At 66.9% G+C, this 13596-nt stretch carries 12 protein-coding genes; 3 read left to right on the top strand and 9 right to left on the bottom strand.

Features of this window, described 5'->3' with window-relative positions; all coding sequences use genetic code 11:
- Positions 1-6: 6 nt before the first annotated feature.
- Positions 7-1491 carry an aldehyde dehydrogenase family protein gene (locus CBI38_RS16465; protein ID WP_109330399.1) on the bottom strand — a complete coding sequence of 495 codons (1485 nt, stop codon included), beginning with the start codon at positions 1489-1491 and terminating at the stop codon, positions 7-9.
- Between the two features lie 199 nt (positions 1492-1690).
- On the opposite strand from CBI38_RS16465, the gene CBI38_RS16460 reads away from it, so the two are divergent.
- Positions 1691-2584 carry a LysR family transcriptional regulator gene (locus CBI38_RS16460; protein ID WP_109330397.1) on the top strand — a complete coding sequence of 298 codons (894 nt, stop codon included), beginning with the start codon at positions 1691-1693 and terminating at the stop codon, positions 2582-2584.
- Here CBI38_RS16460 and CBI38_RS16455 read toward each other — a convergent pair.
- Both CBI38_RS16455 and fabG read right to left on the bottom strand, forming a co-directional pair.
- Positions 2524-3393, bottom strand: coding sequence for a LysR family transcriptional regulator (locus CBI38_RS16455; RefSeq protein WP_109330395.1), 870 nt, complete (start codon positions 3391-3393; stop codon positions 2524-2526). The genes CBI38_RS16460 and CBI38_RS16455 overlap by 61 nt on opposite strands.
- A gap of 42 nt (positions 3394-3435) precedes the next feature.
- The gene (gene fabG, locus CBI38_RS16450; RefSeq protein WP_109330393.1) at positions 3436-4179 is read right to left on the bottom strand and encodes a 3-oxoacyl-ACP reductase FabG; all 744 of its coding nucleotides are present in this window, start codon (positions 4177-4179) and stop codon (positions 3436-3438) included.
- Positions 4180-4531: 352 nt separating this feature from the next.
- On the opposite strand from fabG, the gene CBI38_RS16445 reads away from it, so the two are divergent.
- Both CBI38_RS16445 and CBI38_RS16440 read left to right on the top strand, forming a co-directional pair.
- A complete protein-coding gene (locus CBI38_RS16445) occupies positions 4532-5701 on the top strand; it encodes an acyl-CoA dehydrogenase family protein (RefSeq protein WP_109330391.1) in 1170 nt (389 codons plus the stop codon).
- Positions 5702-5756: 55 nt separating this feature from the next.
- Complete coding sequence (locus CBI38_RS16440; protein WP_109330389.1) at positions 5757-6953, top strand: acetyl-CoA C-acetyltransferase; 1197 nt, start codon at positions 5757-5759, stop codon at positions 6951-6953.
- On the opposite strand, the gene CBI38_RS16435 is transcribed toward CBI38_RS16440, so the two are convergent.
- From CBI38_RS16435 to CBI38_RS16410, 6 genes are all read right to left on the bottom strand, one after another.
- Complete coding sequence (locus tag CBI38_RS16435; protein WP_109330387.1) at positions 6950-8386, bottom strand: MFS transporter; 1437 nt, start codon at positions 8384-8386, stop codon at positions 6950-6952. The genes CBI38_RS16440 and CBI38_RS16435 overlap by 4 nt on opposite strands.
- Positions 8370-8798, bottom strand: a complete 429-nt coding sequence (locus CBI38_RS16430; RefSeq protein ID WP_109330385.1) for a MarR family winged helix-turn-helix transcriptional regulator — start codon at positions 8796-8798, stop codon at positions 8370-8372. Before CBI38_RS16430 ends, CBI38_RS16435 begins: the two co-directional genes overlap by 17 nt.
- A 399-nt stretch (positions 8799-9197) precedes the next feature.
- Positions 9198-10223, bottom strand: coding sequence for an acyl-CoA dehydrogenase family protein (locus CBI38_RS16425; RefSeq protein WP_109330383.1), 1026 nt, complete (start codon positions 10221-10223; stop codon positions 9198-9200).
- Positions 10220-11368, bottom strand: coding sequence for an acyl-CoA dehydrogenase family protein (locus CBI38_RS16420; RefSeq protein ID WP_109330381.1), 1149 nt, complete (start codon positions 11366-11368; stop codon positions 10220-10222). Before CBI38_RS16420 ends, CBI38_RS16425 begins: the two co-directional genes overlap by 4 nt.
- Positions 11365-12141, bottom strand: coding sequence for a crotonase/enoyl-CoA hydratase family protein (locus tag CBI38_RS16415; protein ID WP_109335144.1), 777 nt, complete (start codon positions 12139-12141; stop codon positions 11365-11367). Before CBI38_RS16415 ends, CBI38_RS16420 begins: the two co-directional genes overlap by 4 nt.
- 32 nt (positions 12142-12173) lie before the next feature.
- Positions 12174-13592 (bottom strand): aldehyde dehydrogenase family protein, encoded by a 1419-nt coding sequence (locus CBI38_RS16410; RefSeq protein ID WP_109330379.1) that lies wholly within the window; start codon positions 13590-13592, stop codon positions 12174-12176.
- Positions 13593-13596: the final 4 nt, after the last annotated feature.

The raw sequence follows: 13596 nt of genomic DNA, 5'->3' as shown, positions 1-13596 counted from the left end.
CTGGGGTCAGTCGGAGAGACGGGTGACCACGGACTTCGTCTCGAGGTACTCGGTGAGCGCCTCGGCACCGTTCTCACGGCCCCAGCCGGACTGCTTGTAACCGCCGACAGGCATCTGCACACCGCCCGCGCGGTGGACGTTGATGCCGATCCGGCTCGCCCGCAGCCGATGAGCGATCGAGTGGGCGCGGGCGACGTCCCGCGTCCAGACGCTGCCGGCGAGGCCGTACTCGGTGTCGTTGGCGGCGGCGACCGCCGCGTCGATGTCGGTGAACTTCATGACGCCGAGCACCGGGCCGAAGATCTCCTCGCGGATCATCGCCATCGAGGGGTCGGCGTCGACCACCACGGTCGGCTCGTAGAAGTAGCCTCTGTCGCCGATTCGCCTGCCGCCGCGCACAACCCGGGCGCCGGCCGCGATCCCGCTCTCGACGTATCCGTTCACCCGGTCGAGGTGGCGCTGCGAGATGAGGGGGCCCAGATCGGCGTCCGGGTCGGCGCCGTAACCGACCTTCAGGTTTCGGCTGAATTCGGCGACCCCGTCGGCCACCTCGTCGGCGATGTCGCGGTGGACGAACAGCCGGGAGCCGGACGTGCAGATCTGGCCGGAGTTCCAGAAGATCCCGATCCCGACGCCGGGGATCACGGTATCGAGATCCGCATCCGGCAGCACGATCATCGCCGAATTGCCGCCGAGTTCGAGCGAGACCTTCTTGAGGTTGCCCGCGGCGGCCTGCACGATCTGCCTGCCGACCTGGGTCGACCCGGTGAAGCTCACCTTGTCGACGCCGGGGTGCGCGGCGAGGGGAGCGCCGACCCGGGGCCCGAATCCGGTGACGACGTTGACGACGCCGGGCGGCAGGCTCGCGTCGAGGACCAGTCGGCCCACAGCTAACGCGGTGAGTGACGCCTCCTCCGACGGTTTGAGCACGCACGAGCACCCCGCGGCGAGCGCGGGGGCCAGTTTCTGTGCGATCGCGACGATGGGCGCGTTCCACGGCACGATCAGCGCCGCCACCCCGACCGCTTCCTTGCGGGTGTATCCCTGAAAACGCATATCGGCGGGGCCGATTTCGACGCTCTTGCCCTCGACCTTGTCGGCCCACCCGGCGAAGTACCGGAACTGATCGATCGCCTCGCCGACCATCAGGCGTGCCTGCGAGACGGGCATGCCCGCGTCCAGGCTCTCCAGTGCGGCGAGTTCGTCGGTCCGGTTCTCCAGGGTCTCGGCGATGCGCCACAGAATCACCGACCGTTGCAGGCCCGACAACCGTAGCCACCGGGCGTCATCGAAGGAGCGGCGGGCGGCGGCCACCGCGGAGTCGACGTCAGCCTCGGAACCCTCGGCAACCCGGGCCACCTGCTCTCCGGTACCGGGATCGATCGCCGGGAACGACGCACCCTCGACCGAGGGCACCCAGGAACCGTCGATCAGCAGACGTTCCGGCTCGATGAGTTCTTTCAATGCCTGAACACCGGTAGTCGATGTCATCTGCTACCTCCGAGTGGTTGTGTGACCGATCGCGCCACCGACTTGAGTGCATAGTGCAGAATATATAAAACGTGGGCGACGCTTTGTTTATCAGGCGTGGCCGGGCTCGCTCGGCGTCGCGCGAGACACGACTGACGGCCGTGGCAGCCTCGTCGAACTGCGTAACCTTCGCGAACTGCACGGCCGCTAGACTCGACCGGTGGATATCCGGGACGCCGAGTACCTCGTCGCCGTGGCCGATCACGGCAGTATCACCGAGGCCGCGCGGGCGCTGTTCATCGCGCAGCCGTCGCTGTCGCAGGCGATCCGCACTCTCGAACGAGATCTGGGCGTTGAGTTGTTCGACCGTGGAGGACGGAAGCTGCGGATCACTCCGGCGGGCACGTCGTTCGCTGATGCGGCGCGGCAGGTCCTTGCCGATGTCGAGCGGGCGCGGGCGGCTGTGCAGGACGTTGCCGACGTGCAGTCCGGCACGCTGACTATGGCTGTTCTCAATTCTCTTGCTGCCGATCCACTCCCGCGTCTCGTCGGTCGGTTTCATCGACTGTTCCCACGGGTGCTCCTGTCCACGGTGTCAGCGGACGTGCCCGACGGCGTGGGCCGCGCGGTCCGGTCGGGTGAGTGTGACCTCGGGCTGACCGAACTGCTGGTCGGCGACCAGGGGCTCGGGTTCCGGGTGGTGGGGGAGCAGGAGATCGTGCTCGCGCTGCACGCGGATCTGGCGATCGAACTACCCGATCCGGTGCCGGTCGACCTGCTCGCCGATATTCCGATGATCGTGGAGATCGGGTCGCGTCCACGACTGCCGGTGCACAACGTTGCAGTCGAGTGTGCGCATCGTCAGTCGATGTGGGAGTTGGTTGTCCAGGGTGCGGGGGCGACGCTGCTGCCGCGGCGCGTCGCCGAGCACGAACTGCCGGGGGTGGTGGTTCGCTCGCTCGCACCGCGGGAGGTGCGCACCATCGGTCTCGTCCATCGACCCGATCCCCTTCCTCCCGCTGCGGCGGCGTTCATCGCCGCGCTCGACGAGGTTCAGGGCGCGAGCGTGTCGAGGAATGCGCGTCCTGCCGGAGACAGTCGTGCTTCGTCGTAGATCACCCCGTAGGGGGCGGTGATCGGTGGGTCGAGGGGGCAGATTCGGGCGCCGCCGACTGCGGCCCGTTCCGCATTGGTACGTTCCATGAACGACATTCCTATTCCCTGGACGACGAAAGCGCCGACGGCTTCTCGCTGCTCGACGACGGCCGACATGACCGTCCGGCTCCCTGCCGCCTGCAACGCCTTCTCGATCACCGTGCGCGCCGACGATTCCTTGGGCAGTCCCACCACCGGGATCTTTGGGAGATCGTCGAGGGGGAACGGTTCCCGCCAGTCTATTTCGGCGTTCGGGGGGACCACCAGCCAGTATTCGTGGAATCCAAGTGCCCGTGTTGTCAACCCTGCTGCGCCAAAAGGGAGATGACTGAAGGCTATTTCGCAATGCCCGTCCCGGATCAGTGACCCGATGACGTCGACCGGTCGCAGGTCTGCGAGCCGGACGACCACACCGGGATACTGTGTGCGGAATGATCCGATCAGCTTGGTGACAGGGCCTTCGGCAACGTGTGCCGAGGCGCAGATGTCGAGTCGCCCGCGCGGCAGTCCCGAGACGTCGACGAACGAGCTCTCGGCGGCCACCAGGTCTCGCACAATCTGCCGGGCCGGACCGACGAACGCCTTTCCCGCCGCGCTGAGCACGAGACCGCGGCCCACGCGGTGGAACAATTCGGCACCGAGGTCACGTTCGAGGTTGCGCAGTCCCTTCGACAACGACGGCTTGGTGACGCCCAGGGCCTCGGCCGCGAGCGCAAAGCCGTCGTTGTCGACGGTGGCGAGGAAGTATTCGACGTGTCGCGACTCCACCCGTGCAGAGTACTGCCTCAGGGGCGACTGATCGGCTGGTTGTCAGATGTGGCGTCCGCCGGTGACTTCGAGGACGGTGCCCGTCATGTAGCTGGACAGATCGGAGGCCAGGAACAAGGCGACGTTGGCGATCTCTTCTGGTTCGGCGCCGCGTCCCATCGGAACCTCCTTCAGCTTCGCCTCGAGGATGTCGGCGCGCAGGGCGCGGATCATGTCGGTGTTCACCACGCCGGGCTGGATCGCGTTGACCCGGACTCCGAGGTGGGCGAGTTCTTTCGCGGCCGCCTTGGTCAGACCCACCATGCCGGCCTTCGCGGCGCTGTAGTTGGTCTGCCCGACCAGGCCGACCTTGCCCGAAATCGACGAGATGTTGACGATCGACCCCTTGCCGGCCTCCCGCATCGCGATCGACGCGATCTGGGTGCCCAGCCACGCACCCTGCAAGTGCACGTCGATGACCGCGCGGAAATCGGCCAGCGACATCTTGCGCAGCGTCGCGTCGCGGGTGATGCCTGCATTGTTGACCCAGACGTCCATTCCGCCGAACGCGTCGAGCGCCTTCTTCCCGAGGTTCTGCATTTGATCCGGATCGGTCACGTCGCATGCGACGGCGACAGCCTGGAAGCCGTCGGCCTCCAGCTTTCCGGCGGCGGCCTTGACGTTGTCGGCGTGCATGTCGCCGAGAACGACAGAGGCGCCCTCGCTCGCAAACTTGCGGGCCATCTCGAAACCGATGCCCTGAGCCGCGCCGGTGACGACGGCGACCCGCCCCTCGAGGAGTGTCATGTGTTTCCCTAAGTTCGTAGGTGTACGGGGTGGGTGCCCTCACCGATGAGAAAGAACGGTGCCTCTCGTATGAGGCGACCCAACTCGGAGTAGCCGCACCACCGTGGATCCGGAAGCTGTCCGGGAATATCTCGTCTCTCTAGATGAAAAGTTTCGTTCGCGAATCGTCTGAGACGAGTATTTCGCCCGGAGCTTGCTACTTATTCAAGCGCTCTTATCCGCTGCGGTCAAAGACCCTCGAGGAAACCGAGAGTTAACCACTTCCTATGTGTCGGAAGGCCCTCTGTGCAGCACGTTTCCGCGCACGGCCCGTACTTGACACCAGGGCCGGGCTTGCTGGATATTCACCGTCATGGCTGAACGCGAAGTGAGTGATGAAGACTTCAAGGACATTCTCGCGCAGACGAGAACATTCATTCAGAAGGAAGTAATTCCGAGGGAAAGTGAAATCGCGGAAAAGGATGTGATCCCGGACGACGTTCGCCGTAAGGCGGCGGAGATGGGTCTGTTCGGGTACGCCATTCCGCAGCAGTGGGGCGGCCTCGGGCTCGACCTCACGCAGGACGTGGAACTGGCGATGGAGTTCGGGTACACGAGCCTGGCATTGCGGTCGATGTTCGGTACCAATAATGGGATCGCCGGTCAGGTGCTGGTGAACTTCGGTACCGACGAGCAGAAGTCGGAATGGCTCGAGCGGATCGCGTCGGGTGAGGTTGTCGCGTCGTTCGCGCTGACCGAAGCGGAGGCAGGATCGAACCCGGCGGGCCTGACCACCCGCGCGACCCTGAAAGACGGCACGTGGACGATCAACGGCACCAAGCGGTTCATCACCAACGCACCGTTGGCCGATCTGTTCGTCGTGTTTGCCCGCACCCGTCCCGCCGACGAGACCGGCACCGGGATCGCGGTGTTCCTCGTTCCGGCCGACACCGCCGGTGTCGTGGTCGGTCCGAAAGACAAGAAGATGGGCCAGGAGGGTGCCTGGACCGCAGAGGTTGCGTTCGACGACGTCACCGTCCCCGAATCTGCCCTGATCGGCGGCAGTGAAGAGGCCGGCTACCGGGCCGCTATGACCTCCCTTGCCCGGGGTCGGGTGCACATCGCGGCCCTCGCCGTCGGCAGTGCACAGCGCGCGCTCGATGAGTCCGTGTCGTTCGCGGCGGTCACGAAGCAGGGTGGCACTCCGATCGGCGACTTCCAGCTGGTGCAGGCCATGCTCGCTGACCAGCAGGTGGGTGTGTCCGCGGGCCGCGCGCTGGTGCGGGAGGCGGCACAGAAGTACGTCAGCGGTGAGGACCGTCGCATCGCCCCGTCCGTGGCGAAGTTGTACTGCACGGAAATGGCCGGCAAGGTCGCCGACCTCGCGGTGCAGGTCCATGGTGGTAGCGGATACATGAGAGGTGTTGCGGTCGAACGCATCTATCGCGACATCCGCTTGCTTCGCCTCTACGAGGGCACCAGCGAGATCCAGCGTCTGATCATTGGCGGCGGCCTCGTCCGCGAAGCCAAGAAAGCACTCTGAACCCGTACACAAGTGATCTGTGGGGCCCTGGTTCCCTGAGACAAGGAAAAGTCACATGCGAAGAGCAGCACTGGTCGCCCCGGTCCGCACCGCGGTCGGCCGTTTCGGCGGCGCACTGCGCGGCGTCCCGGCAGAGACGTTGGCCGCCACCGTGATCAAGGAGACCGTGGCGCGGTCCGGGATCGACCCGATCCTCATCGAAGACGTCGTGATGGGACAGTCGTACGCCAACTCCGAGGCCCCGTGCATCGGCCGGTGGGCCGCCCTCGAGGCAGGACTGCCGATCAGCGTCGCCGGATTGCAGACCGACCGCCGGTGCGGCACGGGCCTGCAAGCCCTCGTGACGGCGTCGATGATGGTGCAGACCGGCGCAGCCGACGTGGTGCTCGCCGGTGGCGTCGAGTCGATGAGCAACATCGAGCACTACACCACCGGTGCCCGCTGGGGGACCCGCGCCGGATCGCTGAACCTGTACGACCGCCTCGACCGCGGGCGGGAACGCTCCCAGCCGGAATGGCGGTTCGGGAAGATCAGCGGCATGATCGAGACCGCTGAGAACGTCGCGACACGGTGTGGGATCGGCCGTGAGGAGTCGGACGCGTTCGCCGCCGAAAGCCACGCCAAGGCCCACGCCGCTTGGGAGACAGGCAAGTTCGACGACGAGGTGATCGAGGTCAAGATCACCGACCGGAAGGGCAATGTCTCCGTCGTCTCCAGGGACGAGGGTATCCGCCCGGAAACCACGCCGGAGACGCTGGCGCGCCTGCGCAGTGCGCTCCCGGACGGTGTCGTCACCGCGGGCAACGCGAGCCAGCAGAACGATGCGGCGTCGTCGATGCTCGTTGTGGCCGAGGATCAACTCGACGAACTCGGGCTCGAGCCGATGGGTTTCCTCACCGGGTGGTCCGCCGCCGGGTGCGAACCGGCGCTGATGGGCCTCGGTCCGGTCGCGGCCACGTCGAAGCTGTTCCGCAGGACCGGTGCGAGCTTCGACGACTTCACGCTGATCGAGCTGAACGAAGCTTTCGCGTGCCAGGTGCTCGGCGTTCTGAAGGAATGGGGATTCGAGGACCGCGACCGCCTCAACGTCAACGGGTCCGGGATCTCGCTCGGACACCCGATCGGCGCGACCGGTGCCCGAATGACGACCACCGCGCTGCATGAACTGCGGCGACGCGGCGGCGGCAAGGCGCTCGTCACGATGTGCATCGGAGGCGGGCAGGGAATGGCCGCCATCATCGAAGGCGCCTAGCCCCGACTGACACGCGCGTCCGCCGGCTCCGACGTCGGGGTCGGCGGACGCGACATCACGTGATTGACGAGGAGTGCGGCGAAGACGACCGCGCACCCGATGGCACCCACGGCAAGGGCGAGCTTGATCCCGCCTTCGGTGGGAAGTAGGTTCGGTGCCAGGTTCGCGGCGAGCACCGCACCCGCGAGGGCGCTGCCGAATGAGCCGCCGACGGTGCGCAGCACCTGGTTGAAGCTCACGGCGCTGCCGAGTTCGGTGTCGGCCACGCTCCGGGCGATCAGGGCCGGCATCGCCGCGTACGTCATGCCCATCCCCAGTCCGAACCCGAACATACCGATCAGGATTTCCCACAACGCGTCGTGGGCCACCCAGAGAAGTGCGCTCGAGGCTGTCACCAGCCCGGCGCCGACGAGCAGCAGAGTCCTCATCCGTATTCGGTGCGAGAGGGCGCGCACGAGCCGGTTCGCGCCGAAGCTCGCGACCGACAAGGGGAGCATCACGAATCCGGCCCAGAACAGGGGTAGCGCGATGCCGTATCCGGTGGAGGTGGGCGCCTGGGCGATGAGGCTGCCGATCGAGAGTCCGATGTACATTGCGGCGCCGAGGCCGATTGCGGTGCTGTTCGCGACCAGAACGTCACTGTTGCGCAGGACTCGCAGGTTGATCAGCGGGTACGGGGTTCGCAGTTCGACGAGGGACCACGCCGTCAGCAGTGTGGCCGCACCGGCGAAGAATCCGATGGTCCACGGCGAGTCCCAGCCCCACCGGGAGCCTTCGCTGACGGCGACGAGGAGGGACGCGAGTCCGGTGCCGACCAGCAGGGCGCCCGGGACGTCGAGTCTGTTGCGTGGTGCCCGCTCGTCGGGGCCCGCGGGAACGACACGCCAGACTACGAGGATGGTGGTGATCAGGAACAGCGCCGCGAACCAGAAGGCGAAACGGAACCCGAAAAGGTCGGCAAGGATGCCGGTCAGAGGGTATCCGAGTCCCAGGCCTGTCGTGACCGTTACCGACAGGCTGGAGATGCCGAGCCGGGCCTTGTTCTCGGGAAGATAGCGGCGGGCCAGAGCGATCGTCACCGGAACGATCCCGTAGGTGAGTCCCTGCAACGCGCGCCCGATCAGGAAGACGGTGAAGTTGGGAGCCGTGGCCGCGACGATCGAACCGACGAGGATCGTGGTCAGGGAGAACAGGAGCAGGCGCTTTTTGTGGGGTCCGTCGCTCAGCCGTCCCATGATGGGTGTTGCGACCGCCCCGACGAGGAGGTTGACGGTGAGCATCCATTGGCCGGTGCTCACCTCGACGTGCATGTCGTGGGAGATGGTGGGCACCAGGAGCATGCCGAGTGAACTGACGACCGCGGTCGTCAGGGCGGCATACGCCAGGGCCGGCAGTAACCGGGGACCCGTTGTGGACTCAGTCGACTGGGGCATCGTCCGCCAACTTGCGCAGAATCGGAACGATGGAGTCGAGAGTCTTCTTCTCCTCGACGGTCAGCCGTTCCGCGATGGCGTGTTCGAGCCACTCCAAACCTTTAGACCGCTCCTGCGCCAGCCTCTCGCGACCGGCATCGGTGAGCTCGATCCAGATTCGGCGTCGATCCTGCTCGTCTGGGGTACGCACGATGAGGCCGAGATTCTCGAGTTCGCGCACTGTCGTTGCGATTGCTTGGGGGCTGATCTTCTCGGCCGTGGCGAGTGTCGAGGCGGACGTTCGTCCGTGCTTCGACAGATAGCCGAGCACACCTATTTTACCGACGGAGATCGTCCTGCCGGTTGCGAGCTGCCGCCAGATTGGGCGCAGCGCTTCCCGCAGGACTTGCGCGGTGGCCTCTTCGGTGATCATGAGCAAAGCGTACAACTACATTGATCAATATAGTTGACTAAATGGGGAGGCTCACACGTGCGCGGCCGGGATCGCCCGCACCGATCACACTGTCACCCATCCCGAGGCCCGAAAGGGCCGGAGCAAACGTGGTTGATCTGCTGAGCGGACGATGAACGGTTGTTGAGCATGCACCGGTGCTCTAAGTAGCGGCAGTGATGATTCTGCAATCTGCATGAAAATCAACGCGCGCAGTGCCACCAAGGCACGCAACGAGTCAATCCTGCTGGAACGCTTGACCTGCAGCTGATCCCTTGGCCTCCAGCTGAACCGCCGTCGCAACGGGCATGGCGTCCGTTGTGACGGCGGTTTCGTTGTTCAGCCGCAGCCCGTGGTTCGACGTGCCCAGGGCAGGCCGGGTCAGCGTGTGATCAGTCCCCACAGATCATCTCGGGCGCTGAGCGCGGCCTGCGCGACTTGGTCGTCCCAGTGTTGGACGGAGCCGAACTCTGCCCGCCATGTGAGGGCGGGGCGGGTGAAGTGGTGCAGTTGGTGCTCGCGGGTGGTGCCGATCGCGCCGTGCACCTGGTGGGCGTTGCGGACGACGACCGAGGCGCCGTGACCGGTGCAGGAGCGTGCGGTCGCGACGAGGAAGGGAACGTTCGCACCGGCCCAGTCGGTGGCGACCGCGGCGGTGAGCGCGGCTTCGGTGGACGTGCGGGCGAGCGCGGCCTCGGCGGCCATGTCCGCGATGAGGTGTTGCACGGCCTGGAATCGGGACAGTGACCGCCCGAACTGGGTTCGGACGCTGGCGTGTTGCACGGTCAGCTCGAGGGTCTTGTCCAAGGCGGCACAGACCTGGATCGCCCGCACCAGCGCCGATTTCAGGCGCAGCCGTTCGATCAGTCCGTCGGGGGCCTCCGTCGCCGCGAGGGTGTTGACGTCCACGGCGATGTCGTCCCGGGGTTCGCCCAGGGGGTTCGCGCCCGGCGTGACGTCGAGGTCTCCGACGGGAACGTCCGCGACCAACCATTTTCCGCCGGACTCGAACACGGTCACGACCTTGTCGGACGTGCTGGCCCAGGGCACGCGTGTCGCTGTCCCGTGTTCGTCGAGGACGGTCACGGTGCGTGCGGCATCGTCTACGGGAAGGCCGGCGTCGTCGAGCACGGCGCAGGCCAGCAGGTCGTGCTCGGCCAGAGGGACGCGGACGGCGTGCCGGACAGCGGCGGAGAGCAGTTCGGCGGCGGTGTGCCAGTCGGCGCCGCTGCCACCGCTCTCCTCCGGGCCGGTCAGTCGTATGAGCCCGAGATCGTCGAGACGGCGCCAGAATTCCCGGTCGAGGGTGGTGTCCGTCGATGTCGGGTGGTGCTCGGCGTAGTCGCCGAACACGTCGTTCATCAAGGTGACCAGGTCCTGGTCGACCTGGCCGGTCGTGATGGTCATCGCAACCCCAATTCTCGGGCGATCACGCCGCGAAGTATCTCGTTGGTTCCGCCCCGGATGGTGAACCCGGGCCGATGGTCGACGGCGGTCTGGACCAGGTCGCGAAACCCCGGGTCCGTGGTGTCGTCACAGTGCAGGTCCGCGAGGTCCGCAATGTCGCCTTCGGTGGTGGTGCCCAGTACCTTCACGACGGCGGCCGCTACGTCGGCGGGAAGATGGCGCTGCAGCTGTCCGGCGACGGCGGCCGACATCTGCCGGGCACCGGTGATGCGCGCGACCAGCCGGCCCAGGGCGGGGTCGGCAGGCAGTTCCCCCCGCCCCATCCGGTCGGCGAGTCCGGCGAGCACCGGGAAGGTGGACAGTGTCCGCTCGGGACCGCTGCGCTCGAATCCGAGCTCGGAGGTCACCTGTTTCCAGCCGTTGCCGATCTCCCCGAAGACACGGTCGTCGGGAACGAAGACCTCGTCGAGGGAGACCTCGTTGAAGTGGTGCTCACCGTTCATCCAGTGGATCGGGCTGATGGTCAGACCGGGACTGTCCAGATCGACGATGAACTGGCTGAGACCGGCGTGCCGGTGCTCCGGGTCCACCGGGGAGGTTCGGGCGAGCAGCATGAGCGCGTGGGAGCGGTGTGCACCCGAGGTCCACACTTTGGTCCCGGTGATCCGCCAGCCGTCCTCGACGCGAACGGCGCGTGTACGCGCACTTGCCAGGTCCGAGCCCGAGTCGGGCTCGCTCATGCCGATCGCGAAGAACCGCTCGCCGCGCACGATGCCCGGCAGGAAAGCGTGGCGTTGCCCTTCGGTGCCGTACTTGAGCAGGGACGGGGCGATCTGGCGGTCACCGACCCAGTGGGCGGCCACCGGTGCGCCGGCTGCGAGCAATTCCTCGGTCACCACGTAGCGGTGGAGGAAGGACTTCCCGTGCCCGCCGTACTCTTCGGGGACGGTCAGCCCGAGCCACCCGCGTATGGCGAGGGCGGCGGTGAATTCCTCGTCCCAGGCCGAGATCCAGCAGTCGACGTGCGGGGTGAAGGCGCCGGCGGCCCGTTGGTCGTCGAGGAATTCCCGGACCTCCTCGCGCAGGGCGCGCAATTCCGGGGCCTCCGGGGAGCAGGGTGGTACGAGTCGGGGCAGCGTGCTCATTTCGTTCTCCACTTCGCCAGCCGGGCATCGTGTTCGGGGTGGCCATGGGCCAGCGGTTGCATGGCGGCGGCCATGCCGAGGACGGTGTCGAGCGTGCTGGTGCGCGACTCCTGCATAAGACGTTTGGCCATGCGGAGGGCGTGTCCCGGGTTCTTGCCGATCCGGTCGGCCAGGATGGTCGCCGTGCGCATCAGGTCGTCGTGGGGCACGACCTCGCTCACCATGCCCCACTGGTGGGCGGTCGCGGCGTCGACGCGGTCACCGGTGAAGGTCATCTCGGCGGCGCGTTCGTAGCCCACCGCCCGGGGGAGGAACCAGGAACCGCCGTCGCCGGGGATCAGGCCGAGCTGGACGAAGCTCTCGGCGAAGAACGCCCGATCGGAGGCGATCCTGATGTCGCACATCATCGCGAGGTCGCACCCGGCGCCGATGGCACCGCCGTTGACGGCGCCGATGAGCGGTACCTCCAGCCGTCCCACGGCGCGGGGCACCCGCTGGATGCCCTCGACGTAGGCGCGGCGCTGGCTCACCGCGTCCAGGGCGAACAGGCCGCGGCGGTCTGCCATCTCCTTGACGTTGCCCCCGGCGGAGAAGGTTTTTCCCGCTCCGGTCAGGATGACGGCGGTGATCGAGTCGTCGGCGTTGGCGGCGTCGACCGCCGCGTCGAGCGCGTCGAGGAAGTCGGGCTCGGTGATCGCGTTGCCCAGGTGGGGCAGGTCGATTGTCCAGACCTGCGTCGACTGATGACGCTCGACCTGTAGTGCGGTGTGCATGGCAACCTTTCCGTCTGTCATGTCGGTCGCGGTCATGACGGCAGCTGGAGCGACTTGAGCTGGAGGTACTCCTCGAATCCGGCGCGACCCATTTCGCGGCCGTAGCCGGAGCGTTTGTAGCCGCCGAACGGTGCCAGCGGGTTGTGCGAGCCGCCGTTGATGTCGAGGCTGCCGGTCTGCACCCGCCGGGCGAAGGCGATCGCGCGGTCGGTGTCGCCGGACCACACCGCTCCGGACAGGCCGTAGTCTGTGCCGTTCGCGATCTCGAGCGCCTCCGCCTCGGTCTCGTACGGGATCACCGCGAGCACCGGGCCGAAGACCTCCTCCTGCCCGAGCTCGGAGTTCGGGTCGACGTCGGCGAAGACGGTGGGGCGGACGTAGCAGCCGATCTCGGCGAGCTCCTGCGAACCGCCGTGGAGCAGGCGGGCGCCGTCCTTCTCGGCGCGATCGATGAATCCGCGGATGCTCTCGAGCTGTTTGCGCGAGACGACCGGGCCGACGCGGGTCGCCTCTTCGAACGGGTCACCGACCGTGTAGCGCGCGGCCGCACCCTGGATCAGCTCCAGCGCCTCGTCGTACCGGGCCCGGGGTATCAGCATCCGCGTCCACGCGGTGCAGGTCTGGCCACCGTTGAGGAAGGCCGTGCCGACACCCACCTTCACCGCGGCGGCCAGGTCGGCGTCGTCGAGGATCACGTTCGCGGACTTGCCGCCCAGCTCGAGGGTCAGCTTCTTGACGGTGCCGGCGGCGACCTCCGCGACCCGGGAACCGACCGCCGTGGAGCCGGTGAAGGAGACCAGGTCGATGCCGGGGTGTGCGGCGATGGCTTCACCGATCACCCCACCGGGACCGGACACGACGTTGAGGACACCGGCGGGAAGTCCCTCGTCGTGGATCGCGTCGACCAGCTCAAAGACCGACAGCGGGGCCTCGTTGCCGGGTTTGAGGACGACGGTGCAGCCGGCCGCGATGGCGGGGAGAACCTTCACGACGACCTGGTAGATCGGGTAATTCCAGGGGGTGATCGCTCCGACGACACCGTACGGCTCCCGCACGAGCAGCGAGTTCCCGACCCTTTCCTCGAAGTCGTAGCCCTCGAGTGTGGTCAGGATCCCTTGGGCCGCACGGATACCCAGCTGGACGTGCAGAGCCCGGGCGATCTTCAGCGGCGCACCCAGTTCGCGGGCGACCGTCTCGGCAAGGGAGTCGGCGTTCTTCTCCATCGCGCGGATGATTGCGTCGAGCCGGGCGCGGCGCTCGTCGACGCTGACGAGTGGGTCGAACCCGCGCCGGGCGGCGTCCACGGCGGCGTCGAGGTCGTTCTGGTCGCCGTTGGGGACGTGGCCGATCACCTGCTCGGTGGCAGGGTTGATCACCTCGATCGTGCCGGTGCCGTGAGGGCTCACCCACTGCCCGTCGATGTAGAGGGTGTCTCGGTTGTGATAGCTCATCTCT

This window comes from Rhodococcus oxybenzonivorans (assembly GCF_003130705.1).
In the GTDB taxonomy this organism is placed as follows: domain Bacteria; phylum Actinomycetota; class Actinomycetes; order Mycobacteriales; family Mycobacteriaceae; genus Rhodococcus_F; species Rhodococcus_F oxybenzonivorans.
This window is presented reverse-complemented; position numbering and strand designations above follow the sequence as displayed.